At 72.9% G+C, this 26566-nt stretch carries 23 protein-coding genes and 2 tRNA genes; 15 read left to right on the top strand and 10 right to left on the bottom strand.

All coding sequences use genetic code 11. The features are described from left to right. Positions 1-35 precede the first annotated feature (35 nt). A complete protein-coding gene (locus BUE43_RS24365) occupies positions 36-1070 on the top strand; it encodes a LysR family transcriptional regulator (protein ID WP_073487287.1) in 1035 nt (344 codons plus the stop codon). On the opposite strand, the gene BUE43_RS24370 is transcribed toward BUE43_RS24365, so the two are convergent. Both BUE43_RS24370 and BUE43_RS24375 read right to left on the bottom strand, forming a co-directional pair. Continuing rightward, a complete protein-coding gene (locus BUE43_RS24370; protein WP_073487289.1) occupies positions 1043-2263 on the bottom strand; it encodes a S1 family peptidase in 1221 nt (406 codons plus the stop codon). The genes BUE43_RS24365 and BUE43_RS24370 overlap by 28 nt on opposite strands. Before the next feature lie 228 nt (positions 2264-2491). Continuing rightward, positions 2492-3211 (bottom strand): VIT1/CCC1 transporter family protein, encoded by a 720-nt coding sequence (locus BUE43_RS24375; RefSeq protein ID WP_234995889.1) that lies wholly within the window; start codon positions 3209-3211, stop codon positions 2492-2494. A gap of 224 nt (positions 3212-3435) precedes the next feature. Here BUE43_RS24375 and BUE43_RS24380 point away from each other — a divergent pair, with 224 nt between their 5' ends. Together BUE43_RS24380 and BUE43_RS24385 are read left to right on the top strand one after the other, a co-directional pair. Next, complete coding sequence (locus tag BUE43_RS24380; protein WP_073487291.1) at positions 3436-3966, top strand: MauE/DoxX family redox-associated membrane protein; 531 nt, start codon at positions 3436-3438, stop codon at positions 3964-3966. A gap of 5 nt (positions 3967-3971) precedes the next feature. Beyond that, positions 3972-4784, top strand: coding sequence for a DsbA family protein (locus BUE43_RS24385; RefSeq protein ID WP_083960100.1), 813 nt, complete (start codon positions 3972-3974; stop codon positions 4782-4784). 84 nt (positions 4785-4868) lie between these two features. Here BUE43_RS24385 and BUE43_RS24390 read toward each other — a convergent pair whose 3' ends face one another. Then, positions 4869-6218 carry a phenylacetate--CoA ligase family protein gene (locus BUE43_RS24390; RefSeq protein ID WP_073487293.1) on the bottom strand — a complete coding sequence of 450 codons (1350 nt, stop codon included), beginning with the start codon at positions 6216-6218 and terminating at the stop codon, positions 4869-4871. A gap of 147 nt (positions 6219-6365) precedes the next feature. On the opposite strand from BUE43_RS24390, the gene BUE43_RS24395 reads away from it, so the two are divergent. Together BUE43_RS24395 and BUE43_RS24400 are read left to right on the top strand one after the other, a co-directional pair. After that, a tRNA-Ala gene (locus BUE43_RS24395) sits at positions 6366-6438 on the top strand. A 227-nt stretch (positions 6439-6665) separates the two neighbouring features. Then, positions 6666-6738: transfer RNA gene (locus BUE43_RS24400), tRNA-Ala, on the top strand. Between the two features lie 342 nt (positions 6739-7080). Here BUE43_RS24400 and BUE43_RS24405 read toward each other — a convergent pair. The 5 genes from BUE43_RS24405 to BUE43_RS24425 all read right to left on the bottom strand — a co-directional run bounded on the left by BUE43_RS24405 (position 7081) and on the right by BUE43_RS24425 (position 13776). Continuing rightward, a complete protein-coding gene (locus BUE43_RS24405) occupies positions 7081-8118 on the bottom strand; it encodes an NAD-dependent epimerase/dehydratase family protein (RefSeq protein ID WP_073487295.1) in 1038 nt (345 codons plus the stop codon). Positions 8119-8170: 52 nt separating this feature from the next. After that, entirely contained in the window at positions 8171-9292 is a 1122-nt protein-coding gene (locus tag BUE43_RS24410) for a DegT/DnrJ/EryC1/StrS family aminotransferase (RefSeq protein ID WP_159447784.1), read from the bottom strand. A 116-nt stretch (positions 9293-9408) separates the two neighbouring features. Beyond that, positions 9409-10809 (bottom strand): alkaline phosphatase, encoded by a 1401-nt coding sequence (gene phoA, locus BUE43_RS24415; protein ID WP_073487300.1) that lies wholly within the window; start codon positions 10807-10809, stop codon positions 9409-9411. A gap of 24 nt (positions 10810-10833) precedes the next feature. Next, a complete protein-coding gene (locus BUE43_RS24420) occupies positions 10834-12195 on the bottom strand; it encodes an AprD4 family radical SAM diol-dehydratase (protein ID WP_073487302.1) in 1362 nt (453 codons plus the stop codon). Positions 12196-12264: 69 nt separating this feature from the next. Continuing rightward, positions 12265-13776, bottom strand: a complete 1512-nt coding sequence (locus tag BUE43_RS24425; RefSeq protein ID WP_083960101.1) for a GMC oxidoreductase — start codon at positions 13774-13776, stop codon at positions 12265-12267. A gap of 1068 nt (positions 13777-14844) precedes the next feature. Between BUE43_RS24425 and BUE43_RS34370 the strand changes: the two genes are divergently transcribed. From BUE43_RS34370 to BUE43_RS24470, 10 genes are all read left to right on the top strand, one after another. Continuing rightward, positions 14845-14985 carry a hypothetical protein gene (locus tag BUE43_RS34370; RefSeq protein ID WP_159447785.1) on the top strand — a complete coding sequence of 47 codons (141 nt, stop codon included), beginning with the start codon at positions 14845-14847 and terminating at the stop codon, positions 14983-14985. A 20-nt stretch (positions 14986-15005) separates the two neighbouring features. Then, positions 15006-15728: an SDR family NAD(P)-dependent oxidoreductase gene (locus BUE43_RS24430; RefSeq protein ID WP_159447786.1), complete on the top strand. Its 723-nt coding sequence runs from the start codon at positions 15006-15008 to the stop codon at positions 15726-15728. Positions 15729-15988: 260 nt separating this feature from the next. Continuing rightward, positions 15989-16948, top strand: a complete 960-nt coding sequence (gene pseB / locus BUE43_RS24435; protein WP_073487514.1) for a UDP-N-acetylglucosamine 4,6-dehydratase (inverting) — start codon at positions 15989-15991, stop codon at positions 16946-16948. After that, positions 16945-17763 carry a creatininase family protein gene (locus BUE43_RS24440; protein WP_073487306.1) on the top strand — a complete coding sequence of 273 codons (819 nt, stop codon included), beginning with the start codon at positions 16945-16947 and terminating at the stop codon, positions 17761-17763. The genes pseB and BUE43_RS24440 overlap by 4 nt, the downstream gene beginning before the upstream one ends. 104 nt (positions 17764-17867) lie before the next feature. Then, positions 17868-18884 carry a zinc-dependent alcohol dehydrogenase gene (locus BUE43_RS24445; protein WP_073487308.1) on the top strand — a complete coding sequence of 339 codons (1017 nt, stop codon included), beginning with the start codon at positions 17868-17870 and terminating at the stop codon, positions 18882-18884. A 105-nt stretch (positions 18885-18989) separates the two neighbouring features. Next, a complete protein-coding gene (locus tag BUE43_RS24450; protein ID WP_073487310.1) occupies positions 18990-20264 on the top strand; it encodes a DegT/DnrJ/EryC1/StrS family aminotransferase in 1275 nt (424 codons plus the stop codon). 33 nt (positions 20265-20297) lie between these two features. Beyond that, a complete protein-coding gene (locus BUE43_RS24455) occupies positions 20298-21458 on the top strand; it encodes a 2-deoxy-scyllo-inosose synthase (RefSeq protein WP_073487312.1) in 1161 nt (386 codons plus the stop codon). Positions 21459-21461: 3 nt separating this feature from the next. After that, positions 21462-22871, top strand: coding sequence for a glycosyltransferase family 4 protein (locus tag BUE43_RS24460; protein ID WP_143174354.1), 1410 nt, complete (start codon positions 21462-21464; stop codon positions 22869-22871). Positions 22872-22955: 84 nt separating this feature from the next. Further along, a complete protein-coding gene (locus BUE43_RS24465) occupies positions 22956-23420 on the top strand; it encodes an adenylyltransferase/cytidyltransferase family protein (protein ID WP_073487317.1) in 465 nt (154 codons plus the stop codon). Between the two features lie 3 nt (positions 23421-23423). Next, complete coding sequence (locus BUE43_RS24470; protein WP_073487319.1) at positions 23424-24137, top strand: HAD family hydrolase; 714 nt, start codon at positions 23424-23426, stop codon at positions 24135-24137. Positions 24138-24195: 58 nt separating this feature from the next. Here the strand turns inward: BUE43_RS24470 and BUE43_RS24475 are convergent, their stop codons facing one another. Then, the gene (locus BUE43_RS24475) at positions 24196-24984 is read right to left on the bottom strand and encodes a methyltransferase domain-containing protein (protein ID WP_073487322.1); all 789 of its coding nucleotides are present in this window, start codon (positions 24982-24984) and stop codon (positions 24196-24198) included. Between the two features lie 87 nt (positions 24985-25071). Next, positions 25072-26148 carry a PseG/SpsG family protein gene (locus BUE43_RS24480; RefSeq protein WP_073487324.1) on the bottom strand — a complete coding sequence of 359 codons (1077 nt, stop codon included), beginning with the start codon at positions 26146-26148 and terminating at the stop codon, positions 25072-25074. Positions 26149-26566: the final 418 nt, after the last annotated feature.

The raw sequence follows: 26566 nt of genomic DNA on the forward strand, positions 1-26566 counted from the left end.
TGCCGCCGTCACCCGAAACGGTCATAACTGGGCACATGCCCGAACTGGAGATCCGCCACCTGCGCATGCTCTGCGCGATCGCGGACACCAGCAGCCTGACCCAGGCCGCGACCCGGCTGGGTCTGTCCCAGCCCGCGCTGACCGCGCAGTTGCAGCGGATCGAGCGGATGGTCGGCGCCGAGGTCTTCGACCGCGCCCGCAGCGACGCGCGGATCACCGCGTACGGGCGGATGCTCGTCGACGCCGCCCGCGGCGTCCTGGCCGGCGTCGACCACCTCCAGGCGATCACCAGGAACACCACCGAGCCCGCGGGCACCGTGCTGCGCGTCGGGGGCGTCCAGGGCCGGTTGAACACCGGGTGGATCCGGCTGCTGGAGGAGCGGTTGCCCGCGCTGGAAGTGCGGGGCCGGATCGGGCTGTCCGCGCCGACGCTCGTCGACATGGTGGCCCAGGGCCAGCTCGACGTGGTGAACGTGTTCGAGCACCCCGGCTACGAGCTGCGGTGGCCGGAGGGGCTGGTCTGCCGGGTGCTGGTGCCGAGCGAGCCGACGATGGTCGCGCTGGGCGCGGCGCACCCCCTCGCCGGCCGGGACGAGCTGGAGCTGGCCGACCTCGCCGACGACGAGTGGATCCTGTGCACGCCGGACGAGGAGGGCAGCCAGGCCGCGTTCCTCGCCGCCTGCGGCGCGGCGGGGTTCATGCCGAGGGTGCGGCACTACGCGGACGACCCCGTCTCCCGCCGGCACTTCGTGCAGACCGGCCGGTGCATCGCGCCCTGCCGCGCCACGTCCCGGGAGACGGACGGGATCGTGATCCGGATGCTCGCCGGCGACCCGGTGCCGATCCGCCGCTACGTGGCCTGGCGGGAGGGCACGGTGGGGCACCACGCCGAGGTGTTGTTCGACAGCGCCGCGCGGGCCTACCTCGGGCTGGTCGACAACAACCCCTGCTTCGCGCGGTGGTTCGCCGAGCACCCTGAGACGCACCCGCCGACGGCGGAGGGGGCGGCGTTTCCGCCGCCCCCTCCGAATCCGTGCGCCGATCAGGCGGTCTTGAGGGTGAGCCCGTAGGTGGACAGGATCTCGCCGACGGGCTGGTAGTAGGCCACGTTCGGCTGGCCGACCTTCTCGCCGCAGACGGTCTTGCCGTTCTGCTTGTAGCCGATGCCGCCGCTGGTCACACCCTGGGCGTAGTTGCCGGCCATCCAGGAGCCACCGCTGTCACCGCCCTCGGTGCAGGTGTCGCTCTTGACCATGCCGTAGACGGTGTCGCCGTTGTCGTAGTTGACCGTCACGTTGTAGGCCTGGACCGTGCCGCAGGTCCACCCCGTGGTGCGGCCCGACTTGCACACGGTGCTGCCGACCGGGGCCTGCGAGGCGCCGGAGACGCGCACGGCGTACCCGTTGTACTTCGACACCGCGCCCTGCGGGGCCCAGCTCTGGGTGTCGATCGTGGAGTACGCGTAGTCGTTCGTGGGGAAGCTGTAGTCCTGGACGGTGCCGAGGTAGGTGCCGTTGCGGCGGAACTCGCCGTCGTCGATGCCGTGGGCGCAGTGGCCAGCGGTGATCATCACGGCCCGGCCGGAGCGGTCGGTGGCGTTGAAGCCGTCCGAGCACACGTAGCCGCTGCCGTTGACGCTGAACTCGATCTGCTGGCCGCCGTAGAGGTTGGTGGCCTGGGTGGTGGCCTTGCCCTGGACGCGCTCCACGCGGGCCGTGCCGCCCAGCGCCTCCGCCGTGCGCAGCAGGTCGGTCACGCCGGCCGAGCTGTCGCCGGCGGGAGCCTGGACCACGACCTGGTTGTTCGGCACGTCGACGTACCAGCTCGCGCCCCGCGCGGCCTTGCCGGCCTGGTCGAGCCTGGCCTTGGCCGCGTTGAGGTCCGTGACGCCGCGGTCGACCTTCTTCGCCGTCGCGCCGGAGCGGCGCACCTCGTCGGCCGCGCCGTCGTCGGTGACGTTGACGACCAGGGCGCCCGATCCCTGGTCGACGTAGGAGCCGGCCACCCGCGCGCCGAGCTTGTCGGCGAGCTGGGTCGCGGTGCGGGTCTGCCCCTCCTGGGCGAGCACCCGGCGCACCGCCTCGGCCCGGTCGAGGCCCCGGCCGCTCAGGTAGTCCACGGCGGCGAGCTGGCCGCCGGAGAGCTGCTCGGCGGGCGCGGCGACCGCGGAGCCGGCCGCGCCGGTGAGCGCGACGGCGGCCAGCGCCGCGAGGGTGGCGGCGACGCCGAGTGTTCGACCCCGCAGTCTGGTGCGTGCGGACATGCATCCTCCTCGTGTGCAGGGGTCCGCCCCTTTTGGTGGACTGGTCCACTTCGCTCAGTAAGAGGGGCGGCACGATGAGTCATTCAGCGGAGGATGCTTGCAACCCGAATGGGTTAAGGGAATAGGCCGAGCCATAACAAAGGGCCATAACATCTCGGCCATGATCGCCACGGCCACGGCCACGGCCACGGCCACGGCCACGGCCCACGGGTGGGCCGGGCTGGTGGGTCAGGTCGTGACGACGCCGACGACCGAGCCGACGAGGAAGGTGGCGACCGCCGCGAGCGCGCCGAGGGCGAGCTGCCGCAGGCCGTTGCGCCACCACGAACGAGTCGTCCACCGCGCGACCAGGGCGCCGGCGACGAACAGCCCCGCGCCGCCGACGAGCAGGCCGGCCGGCAGCGAGGCGAACCCGAGGAGGAACGGCGCCAGCGGGGTCAGCGCGCCGAGGGAGAAGCAGAGGAAGGACAGGAGGGCGGCCGTCCACGGCGAGGGCTGTTCGTCCGGATTGACGCCCAGCTCCTGGGTGACGTGAACCCGCACCGCGAGCTCCGGGTTCGCGTGGACCTCGGCGGCCACGCGCTCGGCCGTCGGCCGGGTCAGCCCCATCGCGACGTACGCCTCGACCAGTTCGGCCCGCTCCCCTTCGGGGTTGTCGCGCAGTTCCGCCCGTTCCACCGCGACCTCGGCGCGCACCGCGTCGTTCTGGGTCTCCACCGACGTGTACTCGCCGATCGCCATCGAGAGGGCTCCGGCGACCAGGCCGGCCACCCCGGACAGCACGACCACGTCGGGTCCGGCCCCGCCGCCCCCGACGCCGGCCACCAGCGCGATGTTGGTGACCAGGCCGTCCATCGCGCCGAAGACCGCCGGCCGCAGCCAGCCCCCGGAGACGTCGGAGTGGATGTGCCCGATTTCCCCGTGGCCCACCTTCTCGGTCTGTGCCACGACGCCACTGTAGGGAGCGAAAGCCGGCTCAGGACAGCCTTGGGAAGGTGTGGCTAGCCTGAGAAAAGGCAGCTCAGAGCTACTGGATCGAGACAGAAGGCCGTTGCGCTCGGTGAGGAGCGGGTGACGGTGACCGGTATCACCCGAGTGACGCAGGGTGGTTAAGCGTTTCCTCAGAGTGCGTCGGTACCCTTCGCCGCGTGGCGAAGCCGATGGCTGTCGGAATGCCCGCCCGCCGGTCGGTCGGGGACCTGCTCGGCACGCTGGTCCGGTTCGGACTGGCCGCGGTCTGGCTCGTCTCCGGCGCGATCAAGGCCGCGGCCCCGGAGCGGACCTACCTGTCCGTGCAGGCGTTCCGGGTGCTGCCGGACGCCCTGGCCGGGCCGGTGGCGGCCGTGCTGCCGTTCGTCGAGCTGGGACTCGGCGTCCTGGTGCTGTTCGGCGTGGGCACGCGCGTCGTCGCGGCGTTGTCCTGCCTGGTGCTGCTCGCGTTCGTCGCCGGCATCACGCAGGCGTGGGCACGGGGGCTGAGCATCGACTGCGGGTGCTTCGGCGGCGGCGGCGACGTCGCCCCCGGCGAGACCCGCTACCCCGAGGAACTGGCCAGGGACACCGGTTTCCTGGCGCTGGCCGTCTGGCTGCTCGTCCGGCCGCGCTCGCTGCTGTCCGTCGACGGCTGGCTGGGCCTGGGCCGTCCGGCGCGCGACGGGGATGATGGTGACGACCGGGACGAACCCGTCCCGGCCGAGTCGTAGGAGGGATGCTGGACGTGGGCGGCGCCGAACGGACCGCGCGGAAGCGGAAGCAGACCACGCAGGCGGCGAGGGCGGTGGCCGCGGCACGCGGCGGCAACGACCGCCGCAACGTCATCATCGGCGTGGTCATCGTGGTGGTGATGGCCGTCGCCGTGATCGGCGGCGTGCTCTACACCCGGAACAGCAGCACCTCCGGCGGGGCCGGGGACATCCCGGTGACCGCCGCGCACGCGCAGTACCCCACCAAGGTGGAGGACGACGGCACGGTGCTGGCCGGCAACGAGTCGGCCAAGGTCACCGTGGACGTCTACGAGGACTTCCTGTGCCCGGCCTGCGGCTCGTTCGAGAAGCTCTACGGCGAGCAGCTGGAGAAGGCCGTCGCCGACGGCAAGGTCAAGGCGCGCTACCACATCCTCAACCTGCTCGACCGGTACTCGAACCCGGCCGGCTACTCGCTGGAGGCGGCCAACGCGGCGATCGCGGCGGCCGGCACCGGCAAGTTCCCCGACTTCCACGCCAGCCTGTTCCGCACCCAGCCCAAGGAGGGTGGGAAGGGCTACACCCAGGACCAGCTCGTCAAGCTGGGGCAGGCGGTCGGCATCTCCGGCGGCGACTTCGAGTCGGCCGTGCGGGGCGGCAAGTACAACGAGCAGATCAAGAAGCAGCTGGAGGCCGCCGGCAACAACCCGGCCCTCCAGCGGGAGAGCGCGCAGGGCAAGAGCTTCGGCACCCCGACCATCGCCGTGAACGGCACGATGGTCGACCTGCAGGACGCCGAGTGGCTGAAGAAGGCGATCGAGCAGTCCGGCCAGGGCTGATCTCCGCCGCGCGACGGGGGTGGCGTCACCGGACGCCACCCCCGTTTTGTCTTTCCGGCCTCGGTTCCGGAGCCCAGCGCGGGCCTAGCCCAGGCCGCGCACGGGCGGCTCGCCCCCGGTCCACCGGGCCAGCCGGCGGGCCTTGCCGGTCTCCGAGCGCGGCACGCCGCCCGGCGGGAGCACGGTGACCGCGCAGCCGATGCCGAGCCGCGCGCGCAGTGCGCCGACCAGGTCGTGCCGCAGCGTCTCCGCCTCGTCGACGGCCACCGACTCCGCGAAGGGCTCCACGGCGATCCGCAGCTCCGGCCGTGCGGGGTCCCGGCGGTCCTCCACGACCAGGTAGTGCGGCGCGACCCGCTCGTCGGCCAGCAGCACCGCCTCGATCTCCGACGGGAACACGTTCACACCTCGGACGACGAGCATGTCGTCCCGGCGGCCCAGCAGCTTGCTCATGCGCCGCAGCGTGCGGGGCGAGCCGGGCGCGGGGCCGGCGAGGCGGGCGATGTCGCCCGTGCGGTAGCGCAGCAGCGGCATGCCGGTCTTGGTGAGCGTGGTGAACACCAGCTCGCCGGGGGCGCCGTCGGGCACCGGGCGGCCCTCGTCGTCGACGGCCTCCACGTAGAAGTGGTCCTCGGCGACGTTGAGCATGCCGTCGGAGTCCAGCGACTCGCAGGCCACGCCCGGTCCGATCACCTCCGACAGCCCGTAGATGTCCAGCGCCCGCAGCCCGAGCGACTGCTCGATCTGGGCCCGCATCCCGTCGGTCCACGGCTCCGCCCCGAACACGCCGGTCCGCAGCGCCAGCTCGTCCGGTTCGATCCCCGCCGCCCGCAGCGCCTCGCCCAGGTGGACGGCGTAGGACGGCGTGCAGCACAGCACGTCCGCGCGGAGGTCGAGGAGCAGGCGGAGCTGGCGGTCGGTCATGCCGCCCGACATCGGCACGACCGTCGCGCCGAGCCGGATTGCCCCGTGGTGGATGCCGAGCCCGCCGGTGAAGAGCCCGTAGCCGTACGCGCAGTGCACGACGCTCGTGCGCGTCGCACCGGCCCCGCCCAGGGCGCGGGCCATCACCTGGGCCCAGACCTCCAGGTCGTGGGCGGTGTAGGGGATCAGCGTCGGCCGTCCGCCCGTGCCCGACGACCCGTGCACGCACACGATGTCGGTCTCCGGGGCCAGCCGGAGGCCGAACGGGTAGTGCTCCCAGAGGTCCGGCTTGCTCAGGGTGGGCAGTCGGGGGAGGTCCCGCAACGTCACGTCGGCGCCCTGGCGGACCCCCGCGGCCCGCAGGCGCTCCGCCTGCACCCCGTCCGCGGCGAGGAGCCGGTCCACCAGGCCGCGCAGCCGGTGCTGCTGCAGCTCACGCCGCCGCTCGGGGTTCGCGCCCTCCGCGTCGGGGTCGACGAGGTGGGGCACGACACTGCGCTCAACCGTCATCTGGCCTGTTCTAGCAGGTCAGGGCGTTGTGAGCTAGATCTGTTGGACGGGGACCGCCCCCCGATTTCGTTTTTCGGGGGCACGTGTTGTAGCGTATGCAGCGCACCGCCGAGGGGGAAACCCCGAGAGAGCGGAGCAAGACCGCAAGGGGCTGTAGCGCAGTTGGTAGCGCACCACACTGGCAGTGTGGGGGTCACGGGTTCGAATCCCGTCAGCTCCACTCGGTTGAGATAGCCCCGAAGGCCCTGGTCAGGAAGCTCCACCGCTTCCCGCCCAGGGCCTTCGGCATTCCCGAGCCCCGCCCCGACCCCAGGTTCGGTCACCGCCTCCTCGCGGCACGCCCTGGTGATCGGCATGACGAGGCGTCCACCCTGGCTCTGGGCACGGCGGCGGGATGGGGTGAAGCCGGGGCGCGGGCCGTGTTGTAACGTATGCGGGCACCACCGAGGGGCTGTAGCGCAGTTGGTAGCGCACCACACTGGCAGTGTGGGGGTCACGGGTTCGAATCCCGTCAGCTCCACTCGTGCTAGGCACACGGAGAAGAAAGCCTGGTCAGGACACGTCCTGGCCAGGCTTTCTTCTTTCTCGGCAGGCCTTCTCGCCTCACTTGGGTCGATGCCCGCCAGGGTGGCGTGAGGTCGTGCTGATGCCGCTGTTGATCGGGCGACAACCCTGGATCAGCGGAGGTTTTCGCCCTTGCCGTTGTTTGTCGTTCTCGACTGACGAGAGGTGGCGTGGCGTAGGCACACCCCCTTCGAATCTGCGGACTCGCCTCCATGAGTGGCACTGCGAAAGCTGATTCAGCTGATTCCGAAACGCTCTTCGATCATTTGGGAGGCAGCCCCGCCCCGGTTGTCGGCGGTCAGGGGGTGTAGGTGAGGAGGTCCTGGCTGCGGGGGTCTTTCATCCAGCGGACGTTGTAGTAACGGGCTTCCGTGAGGGGGTTGGGGAGGCGGCCGTCGAGGATGGCGTCGGTGACGTCGTCGCTGGCGTCGGCGACGGTGCGGGTGGGGGTGATGCCCAGGAGCTGGTGGAGGCGGCGGGAGGTCAGGCGGTAGGAGCGGCGGTCGTCGGTGGGGGTGGTCGTGGTGGTGACCTCGGCGCCGAGTTTGGCGGTGACCCTGGTGGCGATGACCTTCGCGATGTCGGCGACCGGGAGGTTCTCGTTGCCGACGTTGATGGGGGCGCCGTTGAGGGCGCCCAGCGAGTCGTCCAGGACCAGTCGTTGGTAGACCTCGACCAGGTCGTCGATGTGGACGTTGGGGCGGTACTGGGCGCCGCCGAAGACGGTGATCTCGCGGTTGCCCACGGCCTGGGCGGTCAGCAGGTTGACCGTGAGGTCGAGGCGCTGGCGGGTGGACACGCCGCACACGGTCGCCGCGCGGAGCGCGACGGTCTCGAACGAGGTGTCGGTGAGGGGGAAGAGGATTTCCTCGCCCAGTGCCTTGTACCGGTTGTAGTCGGTGATCGGCACCAGCGGGTGGGACTCGTCGACCTCGGGGGAGTCGCTGATCCCGTAGACGCTGGCCGAGGAGGCGTAGACGAAGCGGCGGACGCCGGCCTCCTTCGAGAGCCGCATGACGTGGTCGAGGCACTCGAAGTTCACCGAGCGGCCCAGCTCGGGGTTCAGGTCGAAGCTGGGGTCGTTGGCCACGGCCGCGAGGTGGACGACGACGTCGACGTCCCGCAGTGCCGTCCGGAACAGGTCGGCGTCGCGGATGTCGCCCTGGACGTTCTCCAGGCCGGGGTCGGCGAGGTCCCGCAGGCCGTCGCCGAAGATCCGCGAGTCGAGCACCCGCACCCGGACCCGCTTGTCCAGCAGCCGCCGGGTGAGGACCGAGCCGATGTAGCCGGCGCCGCCCGTGATCAGGACGAGGCCGGGACCGGCGTGCTTGTTCATGAGACGTCAACTCCCGCTGGGGTGTGTCGGACGGACTGGGGCGAAGGCGGCGCTACCGGGGCCGGCTCTCGAAGAAGGCCCGGACCTCCCGCGCGGTGGCGCGCAGGTCGCGCTCCGGCATGAGGGGGTGCAGCGGGAGCGAGAGGATCTGGCCGGCCTGCCGCTCGGTCACGGCCAGCCCGCGTCCGGCGATCCGGAGCTGGCCGCCGCGGGCGGCGGGCTGCCGGTGGATCGGGATGGGGTAGTGCACGGCGGTCTGGACGCCCGCGTCGGCCAGGTGGGCCCGGAGGGCGTCCCGGTGCTCGGTCATGACGGAGTACCGGTGGTACACGTGCACGCGGTCCTCGGGGCGGGGCGGCAGGACCAGGGGGAGGTCGGCCAGGAGCTCGTCGTAGCGGGCGGCGAGGTCCCGCCGCCGTCGGGTCCACTCCTCCAGGTGGTCGAGCTTGACGTTGAGCAGGCTCGCCTGGAGGGCGTCCAGCCGGGAGTTCTCGCCCCAGCGGACCACGGTGTCCCGGTCCCGCAGGCCGTGGTTGCGCAGCAACCGCAGCTCGGCGGCCAGCGCGTCGTCGTTGGTCACGACCACGCCGGCGTCGCCGCAGGCGCCGAGGTTCTTCAGCGGGTGCAGGCTGAAGCACCCGGCGACGCCGAACGCGCCGACCGGGACGCCGCCGGCGGAGGCCAGCACCGCCTGCGCGCAGTCCTCGACGAGGTGGACGCCGCGGCGCGCGCAGATCTCCCGGACCGCCGCGATCTCGGCGGGCAGGCCGCGCAGGTGCACGGCGACGACCACGCTGGTGTCCGGGGTGATCGCCTCCTCCAGCGCCGCCACGTCGACGTTCTCGTCGGCGCCGACGTCGACGAGCAGGGGGTTGATCCCCTCCGACAGCAGGGCGCCGACCGTGGCGACGAAGGTGTTCGCGACGGTGATCCCGGTGGTGCCGCGGGGAATCCCCAACGCGCGGAAGGTGAGCCGGAGCGCGTCGGTGCCGGAGTTGACCGCGACCGCGTGCTCGACCTGGTGGAGGCGGGCGATCCGGCGCTCCAGCCGGTCGACCTCCTCCCCTCCGATGAACACCCCGCCGGCGAGCCGCTCCTTGAGCACCGGCAGGAACTCGTCGACGAGAGCGGCGTTCTCCGTGTCCACGTGGGCGAAAGAGACGTGGCTGCTCATCATCCCCCTCTCGTTGGGTGGAGCCCCGCCGCCGGCAGGGGAGGTCCGCCGAGGACGGCGAGCGCGTCCCCGGCCGGCGACGAGGTGACGTGGTTGTGGTGGCGGCGGGTCCGCCGTCAGCGGACTCCCATCGCCCTGGACAGGGTGCGGAACAGGTCGGTCTGGTCGGTGACGCCGACGACGTTGGCGGCCTGGGGCCCGTACCCGGCGATCCGCACCTGGGTCCCGGTGTGCTCCTGGAGCTCGCCGGGCAGCCCGGTGGCGTAGTTGACCGTCATGTGGCCGCCCTCGTTGGTGATGAGGGTGGCGGTCATGCCGGGGCTCTTCTGGCCGTTGGGGATGATCTGGGTGGTCTGCGCGTGGTCGGCGGTGACGATGACCAGCGTGTCCGGGCGCCGCCGCGCGAACTCCATGCCGACGGCCACCGCCCGGTCGAACTGGACGGTCTCGCCGATCTGCTCGCAGGGCAGGCCGTCGTGCGCGCCCCAGTCGATCTGCGCGCCCTCGACCTGGAGGAAGAACCCCCTGTCGTGGCCGCGGGATCGGCGTTCGAGCAGGTCGATCGAGGCACGGGTCATGTCGGCCAGCGTCGGCTGGTCCTTCCGGCGGGCGGGGTTCTCCGCGCACCGGCTCGGCGGCGTCCCGCCCGCCTTGGCCGGCGGGCCGGTCCAGGTGCTGTCCAGACCCTCGGCGGCGAACACGCCGAGTACGGGCCGCTCCCGGTCGAGGGCCCGCATCTGGTCGGCCGAGGTGATCACCTGGAAGCCGGAGTCGACCGCCTGCTGGCGCACGGTCCGCCCGGCGAACTGGCCGGCGGCGACCTGCTGGTCGAAGTACTTGCCGCCACCGCCCATGAGCACGTCGGCCCGCAGCGCGACCTGCTGCTCGGCGATCGAGCCCGCGCCGCCGTTCCGCTTGTCGTTCGGCGCGCACTCCTTCATGTCCTGCGGGCCTCGGCAGGTGCGGTCGAGCACGTGCGCCGAGAGGGCGGCGGGGGTGGCGTCCTGGAGCTCGGCGGTGGTGACGTTGCCGGTGCGGTAGCCCCGGCGCTTGGCCAGCTCCAGGATCGTCGGCCGCTCCCTGCCGTGCGCGTCGACGCCCACGGCGCCGTTGTAGGTCTTGGCCCCGATGGCGTAGCCCGTGGCCGCCGCCGCCGAGTCGGTGACGTACTCGACGCGCCCCGGGTCGCCCTTGGCGACCGAGTAGGTGGTGTAGGCGCCGGTCAGGGGCAGCCGGTCCAGGTTCAGCCGGCCGGCGGCCCCCAGCTCGTAGTTGCGGGCCAGGGTGATCTCGGAGTCGCCCATGCCGTCGCCGACGAACAGCAGGACGTTGCGGGCCTTGCCGCCCCTGACCGCGCTCCGGACGTGGTGCGTCCGGTCCGCGTTGGGGGCCAGGGCGAAGCCCTCGGCGGTGTCGTCGGCCACGGCGGGGATCGTCGGGGAGAGCGCCGCCGCGAGGGCGGCGACCGCGAGGAGCGCGCTGGTGCGGGATCTTCGCTTCTGCGGGTGCGGCGACATCGTGTGGGTCCCTCTCGTCGGTCGTCAGGCGTCGCTGGTCGACCAGGCGTGCAGCCTGGCCTGGAACTCGGCCCGCTCCGCGGGCCCCGCCTTGCACACCCCGTGCAGCTCGTCGACGAACCGGCTGGCCTGCTCCAGGTCCCCGATCGTGAGCTGGTCCGTGTGCATGACCGCGTTGTGGCTGGTGAAGTTGTCCTGCGAGCCGTCGATCCAGCCCTTGTCCACGGCGATCTGGTGCAGCTCGGTTCCCGGGTACGGCGTGATCACGCTGAGGTTGAACTCGGTGTGCGCCAGTCCGAGTTCGAGGATGAAGTCGAACGTGCGCCGGATCGACATCCTGGTCTCCCTGGGCAGGCCGATCAGGAACAGGAAGACCAGCTTCAGCCCGGCCTTCCTGGCCACCGCGTGGAACCGGCGGACGGTGTCCAGGTCGAGCCGCTTGCGCACGGCCGTCGCCTGCATCTCCGGGTCGCCGCTCTCCACGCCCACCTCGACGCCGACGCAGCCGGCGGCCACGAGCGCGGCGACGACCTCCTCGTCGAGCCGGTCGATGCGGGTCTCGCACCACCACGGCACCCCGGTGCCGGCGGCCTCGATCGCCCGGCACATCTCGATCGTGCGGTCGCGGTGGAAGGAGAACACCGGGTCGCGGAAGACCGCGGCGGTGATGCCCAGCTCGGCGCACTGGCGGAACTCGGCGACGATCCGCTCCACCGGGTAGGTGCGGATCTTGCGGCCCTCGCTGAGCGGGTACGGGCAGTAGAAGCGGCACGGGTAGGGGCAGCCGAAGCTGCCGTTGATGCTCGTGATCCCGTTGAGGGAGATCGGCGGGAACATGTAGGGCGTGTGGTCGACGAGGTCCCGCGCGGGCAGCGGCTCGGCCGCCAGGTCGCCGAACCGCGGCTGGTGGTGCCGCGGCTCCAGCAGGTTCTCCGGGGTGACCAGGCCGGGGACGGTGGCGTCGCCGGCGAGCGCGGCGCGGGCGAACGAGATCGACTCGGGCAGCAGGATGCCGACGCAGCCGGCCCGCTCGAACAGCTCCCGCCACTGCACGGGGCTGCGGATGCTCGTGTAGGCGTAGCAGCGCGCGCCCTGCTCCCGGAAGGTCGCCATGCGCTCGGCGTCCTCCAGCAGGCTGGGCAGGGAGACGTGGCAGATCACCGTGCTGCCGGGGGAGGCGGCGACGACGCCGGTGACCTCCTCGTCCGCGATCGCGATCTCGTCGGCGTCCTCCCGCAGGACGCCGGCCAGCCGCATCAGGTCGAGCGGGGGCAGCAGGAAGTCCTCGTCCTTGCAGACGGTGCCGAGCCCTCCGGCGTAGGTCCGTTGCAGATCACGTCCGAAGGAGGTCTTCGGACTCACCAGCAGTAACTTGCCGAGCCGCATGCGTCGCACCTCTTCACGTGGGGGGACCGCACCGGGAGCGGTGCGGCCGAGCCAGTCGGGGGGCCTGGGTCAGGAGATGGCGGAGGCGATCCGCCGGGCGTTGGCCTGGATGGTGAGCGTCGGATTGAGGTTGCCGGCGAAGGGGAAGACCGCGCCATCCACCGCCCAGACGTTGTCGTAGTCGTGCAGGCGGCCCAGCGGGTCCGTCACCGAGGAACGGGGGTCGCGCCCCGAGCGCAGGGTTCCGTGCAGGTGGGCGCTGCCCAGCTCGTACTTGGTGCTCACGTGCCTGACCCGGCCGCCCAGCGAGCGCAGCAGCTCGCTCGCGCGCCCCCGCAGGACGCGCAGGCGGGCCAGGTCGCGCTTGTGCGCGACGTAGTCCATGACCACCCGCGGCAGGCCGTAGGAGTCGAGGTCCTTGCTCAGCCGCACCTGGTTCCTGGCCCGCGGCCGGTCGCCGACGCTGCACTCCAGTTGGAGCGGCATGAACGCGTTGTCCTTCACGTTGTCCCACGGGTTGGCCTCGTAGATCAGGCCGCCCATCCCGTCGGGGAACTCCGGGTCGTACATCGAGTCGAGCGACGTCATGCTGGAGTACCGGTGTTGCAGGGGCCGGTAGTCGTCCTCGCGCCGGACGTGGGTGCGGAGGTAGACGCTGTTCTTCATGGCCAGGTGCTGGCCGACCATGCCGCTGCTGTTGCCCATGCCGTCCGGCTCCAGGCGCGAGGCGGAGCGCAGCAGCAGGGCGGCGGACTGGATCGCGTTGGCCGCCAGGACGAACCGGCGGGCCCGGATGGTGCCGCTGTCCCGCTCGTCGGCGTGCAGGACCTCGGCCGAGTCCACCACGCCGGGGCGCGTGGCCACCAGCCGCGCGACCCTGGTGCGCAACAGGACGGACAGGTTGTCGTCGCAGCGGCTCAGCAGCCGGGAGGCCACGTCCGCCTTCGCGCCGACCGGGCAGGCGTTGTCGGTGCACGGCGTGAGCTGCTGGCAGCCGCGGGTGAAGCGGTCGGCGACGCCGCTGATGGCCAGGGGAGTGGCCACGGGCCGCCAGCCGAGCCGGGCGGCGGCCTCGGCCAGCACGCGGCCCTGGCTGGTGTAGCTCAGCTTCTCCCGCTTGTAGCGGGGGAACTGGTACTCGGCGACGGTGGCCCCGGACGGCCCGGCCACGGCGAGCTGGTCCTCGATCCAGTCGTAGTAGGGGTCCAGGTCCTGCCGGGTCAGACCCCAGTGCTCGTAGGCTGCCGCGCCCAGGAACTCGGGGCTGGGCGCGAAGTCGCGCGGGTGGTACCGGAAGGACACGCCGGCGTAGAAGACGGTCCCGCCGCCGAAGGCCTGCGCGGACCACGGGTAGCCGGTGGTCCACCAGCGGCCGTGCCGCCAGGCGTAGGCCCAGCTGTCCGGGTCCAGGTGATCGTCGATCTTGCCGCCCGGCGGGATGACGTCGCCCTGCTCGACGACGAGCACGGACATGCCGCGCCCGGCCAGCGTGAACGCCGTGACCGCGCCGGAGGCGCCACTCCCGACGACGCAGACGTCAAAGACCTGTCCTGCGGCCTCCTGCAGCGTCACGAACTTCACGCGACCAACTCCTTCGGAATATGCGGAACAAAACCGTGCCAGCGGTTCCTCCGCAGTACGGGAACACGCGGAACCGGCACGGTCGGCGCAAACCGGTGAATGGCGACGCCACCTGTCCCGCGACCAGCGGGAACACGGTTTCTCCGACGGTTGCGCGAGCCCGGGAAGGGGCGCTCACCGAAGGTGTTCCCCCTTCGTCGCGCTCTCTGTCATCACACCATCCTGATCTGCGGCGCTGGGGGTCGCCGCCGGTGGCTTGACGCGAGCGAGTCTAATTAGGAGATAGCCCGTTCGGCACCATTTTCACTCGAACGGACGTAGCCGGGAAAGAGGCAGGACAGACCCCTGATTTTTTGCCTTGCCCCCGTCCGACCCCGGTTGTACCGTCACGTCATGTTCGGCTTTCGGGGCCATTTAAGACACCAGGCGGGTTCGCTCGCCACGGTGTTGAGGCCGGCGGGTGACGACGCGGCCGGGGGTAGAAAATCCCTGGTGAGCGCCTCGCCGGTGGCCCCGGTGTTGACCGCGGGCGCGGGCCTGCCCCCTCCGATTCCGCCCGTGTCGCGCCTTCTGCGGCGACCCGCGGTCGTTGACAGAAACAGGACGGCGACGGAAAGGCGAAAGCCGGTCCGCTTCGTTGTTCTCGAGCCCGGAAGACGATCTTCGGAACGCTGCCCCGCTCCGAATTTCCCGACCGGGGTCACCCGCTCTGCCGCACTCGGCGGCAGAGTGGAGAACAGCTCCGACAACAACATATCCCCAGGCGGTTCCGGACGATGCCGAGCCGGCCGCGCCAGAAGTGGCGGGCCGGTTGACGTCGCTGCCCCTTCCGGAATCGCCGACGCTGCCGCCGTGTTCTCGCCCACCGCCGTCCGCGGCCGGTCGGGGCGGGAGTAGGAAACAAAACGGACGCCGATCGGCGGACGTTTTGCTCACGGTTCACGCGTGCCCCCCACCGTCGACGTTGGGATGCGGGCGCGCGTCGTTGTCCGCCGCGCGGAACCGCCGCGCCGCGGCGGCGCGTGCGGAAGAACCGCCCCGCGGGCGGGTGATCGGGATGGTGACCAGGTGCGGGAACGTGGTGAGAGCCGGCGGGGCGACCCCGACCGGTGGACCGGTCGCGGCGGCGGCCGGCGAGTGGGAACGGCGTGGCGGACCGGGGTGGCCCGGGTCCTCGCGCGCGCCGTCGACGTGGGCGGGTTCCGGTGACGGCGGCGGGTCCCAGGCGCGTGCTGGTCACCGGCGCCAGCCGGGGCCTGGGTCTGCGTGCAGCGGAGGCGTTGGCCGACCGGGGGTGGTCGGTCGTCCTGGGCTGCCGCCGGGTCGGCGACGTCGGGCCGGTGCTCGCGAGAGCGCGTGGTCGGGGCGCGCCGGTGTCCGCCGTCGCGCTGGACGTGACGGACCCGGGCAGCGTCGCCGCCGCCGTCGCGGCGGTGGCCGAGCTCGGCGGGCCGCTGCACGCCCTGGTCAACAACGCCGGGGTGTTCCGGCACGAGGAGGAGGAGTTCCAGGACCTCCGGCCTGGGGACGCGCTCGACCTGCTGCTGACCAACGCCTGCGGCCCGCTGCTGGTGACCAGGGCGTTCCTGCCGCTGCTGCGCGCCGCCGGCGGCGCGGCCGTGGTGAACGTGACCAGCCGGGACGCCGACGAGGACACCTTCGACGGCCTGTTCACCGGCTACCGGATGGCCAAGGCCGCCCTGAACGCGATGACCAGGAACCTGGCCATCGCGCTGCGACCCGACCGGATCGTGGTCAACGCCGTCGACCCGGGGTGGATCCCCACCGACATGGGCGGACCGGAGGCACCGGACAGCCTGGACGCCGCGGTGGCGGCGGTGGCCGGCGCCGTCGAGCTGGCTGGCGGCGACCGGACCGGCCGCCTCCTGCGCGCCCAGCGCCCGCCCGGGTCCCCGGGGCGCCGCCGGGCTGACGGGGCGACGCGGCGCTGACAGCTGACAGCTGACCGGCGGGCCGCGCCTGGCGCGCGGGACGCCCTCGGCGCCGACCCGCGGCCGGCTGGCGCGGCCGTGGGCCGCGTCGGAACCCCGGTTTTCACGGAACCTTTCACCACCGCTTTTCGCATGCGGTTCTCCCGGAGGCCCCGGTGATTTCGACGAATCCGGCTCGATCCGCTTTCTCGCCCACACTGGCCGACCAGCACAAGGGGGAAGAATTGTCCTCACATCATGTCCTGACCGGAAGCCGGGTGATGATCACCGGCGGGACCGGCTCCCTCGGTCGCGCCTTCATCCGCAACGCGCTCGACACCCTCGGCTGCGACTCGGTGGTCGTCTACTCCCGCGACGAGCTCAAGCAGCGCGAGCTGCGCGAGGCGTTCGACCACGACCGCCGCCTGGAGTGGGTCATCGGCGACGTCCGCGACCCGGACCGGCTGCGCCACGCCATGCGCGACGTCGAGCACGTGGTGCACGCCGCCGCGTTGAAGCAGGTCGACACCGCGGAACGCAACTGCATCGAGTACATCCGCACCAACGTGCTCGGCGCGCAGAACGTCATCGACGCCGCCGTCGAGACCGGGGTCTCGCGGGTCGTGGCGCTGTCCACGGACAAGGCGTCCAGCCCGGTCAACCTCTACGGCGCCACCAAGCTCTGCGCGGACAAGCTCTTCGTCGCCGCGAGCGAGTACGCGGGCCGGCGGGGGACCAGGTTCGGCGTCGTGCGGTACGGCAACGTGCTCGGCAGCCGCGGTTCGGTGATCCCGTTGTTCAAACAGCTCGCCGCCGCCGGAAAACCGATCACCATCACCGACAAGCGGATGACCCGGTTCTGGCTCAGCATCGAGGCCGCCGTCCGGTTCATCGTCGAGTCCTTCGACCAGATGTCCGGCGGGGAGATCTTCGTTCCGCGCATTCCGAGCATGCGCGTCATCGACCTGGCGGAGGCGATCGCGCCGCGCAGCCCGATCCACGAGGTGGGCATCCGGCCGGGCGAGAAGCTCCACGAGGAGATGATCTCCGAGTCGGACGCCCGGCGGACGGTCCGGCTGGGCGACCGCTACGTCGTGCGCTCGTCGCTGGCCGAGGAGGCGGACGTCCCCGCCGGCGGCACCCCGGTCCCCGACGGCTTCAGCTACACGTCGGACAAGAACGACGAGTGGCTCTCCGTCGCGGACCTGCGCGCCGAGTACGCCGGGGCGGTGAGCGCGTGACCACCGCCGACTCTGCGGCTACCTCCGCCACCACCGCTCCCGCCGACGAGGTGCGGTACGACCGGCTGCTGCCCAGGGAGTTCGAGGCCCGGCTCGCGGCGGCTCCCGTCGCCTACGTGCCGGTCGGCTCCCTGGAGTGGCACAGCGCCCACATGCCCTACGGCGTCGACACCGACAAGGCGACCGCGATCTGCGAGCGCGCGGCGCGCCGGCACGGCGGCATCGTGCTGCCGGGCAGCCCCTGGGGCTTCATGCAGGGCAACTGGCGCGGCGCGACCCACCCCGGCCTGCGGGTCGAGACGATCTTCCAGCTCTACACCGACATCCTGCGCGGTCTGTCCACTGTGGGCTTCCGCGCGGCGGTGGTGGTGTCCGGGCACTGGACCACCAAGCAGACGATCCCCATCGCCTGCGCCCTGGAGCGGGTCAGGAACGAGACCGGGCTGCGCGGCATGGTCACCTTCGACGGCTCGGACGACGACTGCGGGTTCGACCCCGAGCTGCACCTGGACATGGACCACGCCGGCGCGTTGGAGACCTCCGTGTACGGGGCGTTGTTCCCGGAGAACGTGCACCTGGAGCGGCTGGACGAGCTGGATCTCTCCGACCTGCCCGGCAGGGAGTGCCACCTGACCCGCTCCGGCATCCAGGGCAGGGACCCGAGGGAGCACGCCGACTTCGAGCGCGGCCGCTGGCACGTCGACCAGGTTGTGGACCTGCTCGGCGCCGAGGCGCGACGCCTGCTCGCCGAGGCCGAGGCTGCGCCGGCCGAGGCGGTGCCAGGGGCCGAGTCGGCGCCCCCGGCCGGCGGTTGACCCGACCCAGGAACCCCGATCCCGGCCCGGGCGCCGCGAGCGCCGCCGGGCCACTCCGTCGCGACCGCGTGCTGGCGGTCCAGAGAAACCTTGGGAGAGACCGGATGAAGGCACTCGTTTTCGACGCCCCGGAACGCGCCCTGCTGCGGGACAAGGACGTCCCGGAGCCGGCGAGGGGCGAGGCGCTCGTGAAGATCGCCTACAACTCGCTGTGCGGCAGCGACCTGTCGCTGTACCGCGGGGTGTGGCACGGGTTCACCTACCCCGTCGTGCCGGGCCACGAGTGGAGCGGCACCGTCGTGGAGGTCAACGGGGCCGACGAGAGCCTGCGCGGCGCGAAGGTGACCGGCGACCTCACCGTCTCCTGCAGCCGGTGCGCCCCGTGCGAGCGCGGCACCCCGGTGCTCTGCGACAACCTCCAGGAGCTCGGGTTCAACCGGGACGGCGCGTGCGCGGAGTACATGACCATCCCCGTGCACAACGTGTACCGGCTGCCGGACGCGCTGGACCTGAAGGCGGCCTGCCAGGTCGAGCCGCTCGCGGTGGCCCTGCACGCGGTCGCCAACGCGGGGATCGGGGAGGGCGACAAGGTCGCGGTGCTGGGCGCGGGCGGCATCGGGCTGCTGCTGATGCAGGCCGCCGCGCTGCGCGGCGCGACGGTCACGACCGTCTCCGAGCCGGTGACCGAGCGGAGGGAGCGGGCGCGGGAGCTCGGCGCGCGGACCGTGACCTCGGCGGCGCCGGGTGAGTTGGCGGCGCTGGTGGAGAGCCGCCCGGAGCTGGTGCCGGACGTCGTGCTGGAGGCGTCGGGCTACCCCGTCGCGGTCCAGGAGGCGATCGAGGTCGTGCGCCCCGGCGGCCGGATCGGGCTCGTCGGCTACCGGGTCGAGGAGACCGGCGTGATGGCCCCGCACCACGCCACCGTCAAGGCGCTGTCGATCAGGGGCTCGCTCGGCCCCGGCGGCCGGTTCGCCGAGGCGATCGAGGTGCTGGCCTCGGGCGCGATCAACACCGACGCGCTGCTGAGCCACGAGTTCGGCCTCGACGACTACGCGGACGCCCTGGACCTCGCGCTGCGGCGCACGAACGGCAACACGCGCTCGTACTTCAACCTCGGCTGACACCGCCCACCCGGTGCGTGGTCGGTCCGACCACGCGCGCCGCGCGTCCCCGCGCACCGGGCCCGGCGGACTCCCACACCACGAAGCTCACCGTAAAGGGGAACCATGCCCGCGCAGCTCGCGATCAACCAGGGAACACCGGTGCGGACCAGGGAGTGGCCGCTGTGGCCGCGGCCGGCGAAGGGGACCGCCGAGGCGCTGAGCCAGGTGCTCGCCTCGGCCCGGTGGTCCCTGAGCGGTCCGTACCGGGGCGTCGAGTCGTTCGAGCGGCGGTTCGCCCGCGACTTCGCCCACTACGTCGGGGCCGCGCACTGCGTGCCGGCGGCCAGCGGCACCGCCAGCCTGATGCTCGCCATGGAGGCGTGCGGGGTCGGCGCCGGCGACGAGGTGATCGTGCCCGGCCTGTCCTGGGTCGCCTCCGCGTCCACCGTCGTCGGGGTCAACGCGGTGCCCGTGTTCGCCGACATCGACCCGGACACCTGGTGCGTGGACCCGGCCGCGGTGGAGGCCGCGATCACGCCGGCGACCAGGGCCGTCGCCGTGGTTCACCTGTACTCCGCCGTCGCGGACCTCGCCGCGCTGCGGGAGATCGCCGACCGGCACGGCCTGGCGCTGATCGAGGACTGCGCGCAGGCGCACGGGGCGGTGTACCGGGGGCGCAGGGTCGGCACCCACGGCCGGGCCGGCACCTTCAGCATGCAGCACAGCAAGGTGCTGACCAGCGGCGAGGGCGGCGCGGTCGTCACCGACGACGCCGAGCTGGCGCGCCGGGTGGAGCACCTGCGGGCCGACGGCCGGTGCTACCCCGCCGCGGCGCCCAGCGCCGGCGCGATGGAGCTGGTCGAGACCGGCGAGCTGATGGGCAACAACCGGTGCCTCTCGGAGTTCCACGCCGCGGTCCTGGTCGAGCAGCTCAAGGAGCTCGACGAGCTCAACGCCCGCCGCGCCCGCAACGCCGCCGTGCTCGACGGCCTGCTCACCGAGCTCGGCTGCCGCCCGCAGCAGACCTCCCCCGGGACGGACTCGCGGACCTACTACGTCTACGGCGCGCGGCTGCCCGAGGGCGAGCTGGTCGGCGTGGACATCGCGCGGGTGACCGCGGCGCTGACGGCGGAGCTGGGCTTCTCGGTCGTCCCCTCGTACCGGCCGCTGCCGGTGAACAAGCTCTACGACCCGACCAGCCGTCGGCGCTACGCGATCGGCGAGGACTACGAGAAGCGGATCGACGCCTCCCGCTTCCAGCTCCCGGTCTGCGAGGGGCTCGCCCAACGCGCCTTCACGCTCCACCACGCCGCGTTGCTCGGCGACGAGGCGGACATGCACGACATCGCGGCCGCGGTGCGCAAGGTCCTGGCCAACAGCGCGGAACTCGCCGCCTGAGCGAGGGAAGGGACTCACGTTGGGGGAGTTGGGATGAAGGTCACGACTGTCGCCATGGGAGACGTCCGTTTCCCCTACCGGCTGGGCACGGCGTGCGTCGACCAGATCGTCGACCGGCTGGCCGAGCTGGAGGCCAGCCGGTACCTGGTGGTCGCCGACCCCACCGTCGCCGGCCTCTACGGCACCGACCTGGTGGAGCGCGTCCGCCGCACGGCCGGCCCCGCCGAGCTGCTCGTGCACGAGGGCGGTGAGGAGAACAAGGGGCTGGGCACCCTCGCGGAGCTGGTCGAGACCGCGTTGCGGCTGGGCGCCGACCGCCGCAGCATCGTCGTCGCGCTCGGCGGCGGGATCACCGGCAACATCGCCGGCCTCATGGCCGCGCTGATGTTCCGCGGCATCCGGCTGGTGCACGTGCCCACGACGATCGTCGCGATGCTGGACTCGGTCCTGTCGCTCAAGCAGGCGGTCAACAGCTCGGTCGGCAAGAACCTGGTCGGCACGTTCTACCAGCCGGTGGAGGTGCTCGCCGACACCGCTTTCCTGCGGACGCTGAGCACCAGGGACATCCGGTCGGGCCTGTGCGAGGTGGTCAAGAACGCCCTCGCGATCCGGCCGAGCATGATCGACCGGCTGGCCGCGCACCTGCCGCTGGACCAGCGCTACGACGACGACGTGATGCGCTGGATCATCGACGAGAGCATCGCGGCCAAGGCGCAGGTCACCGAGGCCGACGTCCACGAGCGGAAACAGGGCCTGGTCCTGGAGTACGGGCACACCGTGGGGCACGCCCTCGAACACGCCGCCAAGGGCGAGGTCTCGCACGGCGCCGCCGTGGGGCTGGGCATGCTCGCCGAGGCCGAGATCGCCCGCCGGCTCGGGCTGGCCGGCGAGGACCTCGTCGAGCTGCACCGGGACCTCATCTCCCGGGTGGGGATCGACCTGGCGTTCCCGGCCCACGTCAGCCCGGCCGACGTCCAGCTCCGCCTGCGCTACGACAACAAGCGCGGCTACCTCAGCGGAGCCGGCGACGACGGGTACGTGATGGTGCTGCTCAAGGCGCCGGGCGTCCCGCTCCAGTCGGAGGGCCTGCCGCTCACCGTCGCCGACCGGGCGGTCGTGGACGCGGTGGTCTCCGAGTTCGCCCACCCCGCGTCGGCGGCGGCGATCGGCCGTCGCACGCGGCCCGAGGGATAGGTGATGCGGTTGCGCGTGCTGCGGCTCACCCCGTTCTTCCACCACGACTGCGTGGACCGGTGGCCGGCGGAGTTCGACGCCGTCGGCGGGATGCAGGTGCAGATCCTCCGGCTGTCGCGGCAACTGGCGCGGCGCGGCGTGCGGCAGGAGGTGCTCACGGTCGGGTTCCCCGGCCTGCCCCGGGTCCGGGAGGACTCGCCGGGGCTGGTCGTCCGGATCACCAGGGCCCCGATGCCCCGGCTGCGGTCGGAGCTGACCGGGTTGGTCGGCCTGAACCTGGCGTGGTTCCTCGGCGCGATGGCCGAGTGCGCGCGCCGGCGGCGGAGCCGGCGGCCGGACCTCATCCAGGTGCACGCCGACGGCCAGCTCTGGGCGCTGCTGGCCGGGCCGATCGCCTCGGCCCTGCTGCGGCGGCCCTACAGCCTGGTGCTGCACTGCTCGCGGCTGGGCGTCTACCAGCCGATGTCCCGGTACGACCAGTGGCAGCACCGGTTCGTCGCCGCGGTCGAGCGGTGGGCGCTGCGGCGGGCGGACGGGGTGTGCGCCCTGACCGCACGCACGGCCGACGTCGTCCGGGCGGCGCTGCGCCCGCACGCCGTGCGCGTCGACGTGGTGCCCGACTCGGTGGACCCGGAACCCCCGGTGGACGCGGGGGTTCCGGTGGCTGAGCGGCTGCGCGCCGCCGGGCTGCCCGCCGACGCGAAGGTGGTCGGCTACGTCGGCCGGGTGGCGCACGAGAAGGGCTGGGCCCACTTCGTCGAGCTGGCCGCCCGGCTGGCCGCCGACCCGCCGGCGGAGCCCGTCGTGTTCCTCGTCGTCGGCGACGGGCCGCAGCGCCCGAGGATGGAGGAGCGGGTGGCCGCGGCCGGGCTCTCCGACCGGTTCGTGTTCACCGGGTTCCTGCCCAACCACGAGGTTCCGCTGACGATGAGCGGGATCGACGTCCTGGTGATGCCGTCGGTCCACGAGGAGCTGGGCGGCAGCGCGATCGAGGCGATGGTGCTGGGGGTCCCGGTGGTGGCCTACGGGGTCGGCGGGCTCCGGGACACCGTCGGCACGGTCGCGCCCGAGCTGCTGGTTCCGCCGCAGGACGTGCCGGCGCTGGTCCGCGCGGTCCGCGACGTACTCGCGCGGGGCGCGGAGCACCGGGCGCGGGTGCGCGCGGGCCGGCCGTGGCTGGAGGAGAACTTCGGCGACGGCGTCGGCGTCGACCGCACCGTGGCGCACTACCGGCGCGTCCTGGCCGGCCGAGGTGGTGGCGGCGACCTCGGCCCCGGCGTCCCGGGCCCCGGTGTCCCCAACCCCGGCGCCCTCAACCCGGGCGTCCCCGGACCCGGCGGCGCGGCCCCGGCGGACCCGCCCGACGGAGGCGCGTCCGCCGCCGGGCAGCGGCCGCCCGGCTCCGGTCCCTGATCCCGTTCGTCCCGCCCGTCTCCCGCGACACGTTCACAGAAAACTGGGGTGGTCGGTGTGCCTACTTCCACGAAGGTCCTGACGATGCCGGCAGCGCAGGACCTGCGCGAACAGCTCGCCCGGCAGAAGATCACGCTCGGCGTGTGCCACGGGTGCTTCGACATCCTCCACAGCGGACACGTCCACCACCTGACCCAGGCGGCGGGGCACACCGACCGGCTCCTGGTCTCGGTCACCGCGGCCCGGCGCATCAACAAGGGCCCCAACCGGCCGGTCTTCGACGACGAGGCCCGGCTGACCGTGCTGGCCGCGCTGGAGGTCGTCGACTACGTGCTGCTCAACGACGACGACACCGCGGTCCCGCTGATCCGCGCGTTGCGGCCCGACTACTACTTCAAGGGCGCCGACTACGCGAACATGCGGGACCCGCGGGTGGTCGAGGAGGTCGACGCGGTCAGCGCCGTCGGCGGGAGCTTCGTGCTGACCGACGACGCCGTGTTCGACTCCTCGACCCGCGCCGCCGGCCTGCTCCTCGACTCGGGGAGGTAGCCGGTGCGCGACACCGAGAACGCGGCGCTGGTCGTCCTCGACATCGACGGCACGCTGCTGGACACGCCCCACCTGCCGGCATGGCGCCGGGGCCTGGCCAGGGTGCTGCGCGACCACGCGCCGGAGCGCTCCGCCGAGATCACGGTGGAGCGGTACCACCGGCACATCGCGGGCCGGCCGAGGCAGGTCGGGGCCAGGGCCGCGCTGGAGCTCGCCGGGCTGGCGCCCCCGCCGGCGCTGGTCGACGAGCTGGCCGCGGTCAAGCAGCAGGTGTTCCTGGAGCAGGCCGAGGAGACCGTCCTGTTCCCCGACGCCGGGGACTTCCTCGACGCGGCGGCGCTGGCGGGCACGCCGCTGGCGTTCTGCACGGCCTCCCGCAACGCCGGCGAGCTGCTGGCCAAGCGCCTTCCCCGACTCGACGGCGGCGACTGGCTGCTCGACCGGCTGCACCACAGCCTCGGCCCGCACGGCCACTACGGCGACGTCCCCCGGCCGGAGGCGCTGCGTCGCGTGGCGGCGGCGTGGGGCGCCGCGCCCGACGGCTGCGTGCTGGTGGACGACGCCCTGTCCGGCGTTCTCGCCGGACAACAGGTCGGGATGACCGCGGTCCTGGTCGACCGGTTCGGGCTGGGCGTCGCCGCGCCCGGCTGCCCCACCGTGAGCACGTTGGCCGAACTGGTCCCGGTGTCGACCGGTGTGCGGTTTCCGGCCGAGTAGCCGAGGCGGCGGGTCCGTCGGGGAAGCCGGCAGCGGCCGGCTTCCCCGACGGTGGCCGTCACCCCTCGGGCCAGGTGAGCCGGTCGACCAGCGCCGGGAGCCGGCGGGCGTCGGCCGCGGTGATCACCCGGGCGAAGTCGTCCCCGTCGCCGTCTACCACCGGCTCACCCGGCAGCAGGTCCGCGATCGCGGGGTCCAGCGGGATCTCCAGGTACAGCCGGCCCCGCTCGGTCAGCCGGTCCGGCACCTCGGCGAAGAACCGCCGGAGCAGCCCGAACGGCTCGGCGCTGTCGTCGTACAGCGCGACGGAGGGCTCCCACCGGGCCTCCGGCATGGGCGTGCTCGGGTGGTGGCGGGGCAGGTTCGCGTAGATCACGTCGAACCGGCCGTCGAGCGCGTCGAACAGGTCGCTCACGACGAACCGGACCGGGGCCCGGTGCCGGGTCGCGTTCTCCTCGGCCAGCTCCAGCGCCTCCGGTACGACGTCGGTCCCGACGAACTCGCCGGTCAGCTCCTTGGCGAGGGTGCAGATGGCGGCGGCGGCCCCGCAGCCGATCTCCACCGCGCGCACCGGCTCGCCGGCGAAGTCGTCGACGATCCGCCGCACCAGCGGCTCGCTGTACCGGCGGACGGCCAGGGCGCGGCGGTCGCTGCGGAACGCCCTGCCCAGGTAGTGGATCTCCCCGAGCACGTACCCGAGCGGCACGCCGGCCACGTAGTCGGTGAGCATCGCGGCCGCCCGGTCCAGCCAGCCGGCCCGGCCGGGCCAGCCGTCCAGCTCGGCCGGCGCCACCCCGGCGGCGGCGGCGAGGAGATCACGCAGGCGGGACTCGTCGATCCTGGGCACGGTCGTTCTCCTGTCGTCGGGGGCGTCGACTGCCGGGGGGACTCCTGGGGCGCGGGGTCAGCGGGTGCCAGATCCGTGGGCGCTGGATCAGCGGGTGGCGGGCCGGCGGTCGGCGAGCCGGGCCGCCAGAGCGTCGACCACCCGGCCGCGGCCCGCGCCGTCCACCAGCTCCCACGCCGCGCCGGCCAGCGCGGTCCGGCGCTCCGGCGACTCCAGCAGCGCGCGGACGGCCGCGCCGGCGCGCCCGGGGTCGGCCAGCACCTCCGCGAGCGAGCCCAGTCCGTGCACGCAGCCGGCGGCGAGCGCGCTGCGGTAGACGGGAAGCTGGTTGTCCACCACCCACACGGCGGCGGCCGCCGCGCCCACGCAGCAGAGCTCCGCCAACGTGGTGCCGGCCGCGCTGATCACCAGGTCGGCCTCGGCCATCAGCCGGGGCAGCTCGGCCGACGGTCGGTGGACCGACAGGCGCTGGCCGGCGCCGGTGGCCGGCGCGGGGCCGTCGAGGCCGCCGCCGACCACGGTGAGGTCGAGCGACGGGCAGGACGCCAGCAGGATCTCGGTGAGGGCCCCGGTCGCGCCGCGGGCGTCGGTGCCGCCCAGCACCAGCAGCACCCGGGGCGCCCGCCCGGCGAGGGGCATGGCCGCGGGTCGGGTGGCTGGCCGGTGACGCCGGACGAGGTCCCGGATGAGCGCGTACCGAGGTCCGCGCAGCACCGTCGCCTGGTCGGCGTCCGGTGGCGGCGGGTCCTGTTCCGCGCCGAAGACCTGGTCGACCAGCACGTCGCCGGGGACCGGCCCGGAGTGGCGGTCGTAGAGCGCGACGACCGGCGCGACCGCGCGCGCCGCCGTGTAGTGCTCGGGGCCGAGCCGGTAGGAGTCGATCACCGTGGCGCGCGCGCCGAGCGCGTGGAGCTGGTCGGCGAACCCCGCCGGGTCGCTCGCCGGAGGGCGCACCGCGAGCCCGCGCGCCCGGACCTCCTCCGCCAGCCAGGCCACGTCGCCGAGGTCGGCGACGAGCACCGGCCGGCCGCCCCTGGCCAGGACCTCCTCGGCGAGGGCGAGGCAGCGGACGACGTGCCCCACCCCCCACTCCGCGGAGGCGTCGGCCCGCAGCGCGACGACACCGCCGGCGAGGCCGGGGCGCGTGACGTCGTCAATTCTCATATCGCCTTACCGCACAACCGCGAGCCGTGCCCGCACCCCAGTTCACCCACGATCTTCCCGCAAGAATCAGTCGACAAAAGCGCGAATCCGCACCAATGCGCACCCTACCTCCCGTCGCGTCATTCCCGGTATTGCTCGAAAGATTCACAACAGCTCTTCTCGGCACTTCGGGACATCGCGCCAGGAAAAGAGTGTGTGATCTGCGTTACCCTCGTTCGGCGTATTTCGACGCGTCGTGAACGCGTGCGATCCTCGGCACCCGAACAGGCTGTTGACGATCCATGCCGATTTCCCGGTCGCACGTGGCGGGAAGCTGGGAGGGGGCGGCCACCTCTTGGTCACGAACGGTCGCGTGGACGGCGTCCCGTCCCGAAACGCCGCCCGGTTTCCCGGGCATCCGCGGCTCGCGCGGGTTCCG

The organism is Streptoalloteichus hindustanus, from assembly GCF_900129375.1.
GTDB lineage: Bacteria > Actinomycetota > Actinomycetes > Mycobacteriales > Pseudonocardiaceae > Streptoalloteichus > Streptoalloteichus hindustanus.

Excerpts from the sequence above, each read along its gene's own strand:
- BUE43_RS24365 (WP_073487287.1), top strand. The coding sequence starts at position 36 with ATGCCCGAACTGGAGATCCGCCACCTGCGCATGCTCTGCGCGATCGCG.
- BUE43_RS24370 (WP_073487289.1), bottom strand. The coding sequence starts at position 2,263 with ATGTCCGCACGCACCAGACTGCGGGGTCGAACACTCGGCGTCGCCGCC.
- BUE43_RS24380 (WP_073487291.1), top strand. The coding sequence starts at position 3,436 with ATGCCCGCCCGCCGGTCGGTCGGGGACCTGCTCGGCACGCTGGTCCGG.
- BUE43_RS24385 (WP_083960100.1), top strand. The coding sequence starts at position 3,972 with ATGCTGGACGTGGGCGGCGCCGAACGGACCGCGCGGAAGCGGAAGCAG.
- BUE43_RS24390 (WP_073487293.1), bottom strand. The coding sequence starts at position 6,218 with ATGACGGTTGAGCGCAGTGTCGTGCCCCACCTCGTCGACCCCGACGCG.
- BUE43_RS24405 (WP_073487295.1), bottom strand. The coding sequence starts at position 8,118 with ATGAACAAGCACGCCGGTCCCGGCCTCGTCCTGATCACGGGCGGCGCC.
- BUE43_RS24410 (WP_159447784.1), bottom strand. The coding sequence starts at position 9,292 with ATGAGCAGCCACGTCTCTTTCGCCCACGTGGACACGGAGAACGCCGCT.
- phoA (WP_073487300.1), bottom strand. The coding sequence starts at position 10,809 with ATGTCGCCGCACCCGCAGAAGCGAAGATCCCGCACCAGCGCGCTCCTC.
- BUE43_RS24420 (WP_073487302.1), bottom strand. The coding sequence starts at position 12,195 with ATGCGGCTCGGCAAGTTACTGCTGGTGAGTCCGAAGACCTCCTTCGGA.
- pseB (WP_073487514.1), top strand. The coding sequence starts at position 15,989 with ATGATCACCGGCGGGACCGGCTCCCTCGGTCGCGCCTTCATCCGCAAC.
- BUE43_RS24445 (WP_073487308.1), top strand. The coding sequence starts at position 17,868 with ATGAAGGCACTCGTTTTCGACGCCCCGGAACGCGCCCTGCTGCGGGAC.
- BUE43_RS24450 (WP_073487310.1), top strand. The coding sequence starts at position 18,990 with ATGCCCGCGCAGCTCGCGATCAACCAGGGAACACCGGTGCGGACCAGG.
- BUE43_RS24455 (WP_073487312.1), top strand. The coding sequence starts at position 20,298 with ATGAAGGTCACGACTGTCGCCATGGGAGACGTCCGTTTCCCCTACCGG.
- BUE43_RS24460 (WP_143174354.1), top strand. The coding sequence starts at position 21,462 with ATGCGGTTGCGCGTGCTGCGGCTCACCCCGTTCTTCCACCACGACTGC.
- BUE43_RS24465 (WP_073487317.1), top strand. The coding sequence starts at position 22,956 with ATGCCGGCAGCGCAGGACCTGCGCGAACAGCTCGCCCGGCAGAAGATC.
- BUE43_RS24480 (WP_073487324.1), bottom strand. The coding sequence starts at position 26,148 with ATGAGAATTGACGACGTCACGCGCCCCGGCCTCGCCGGCGGTGTCGTC.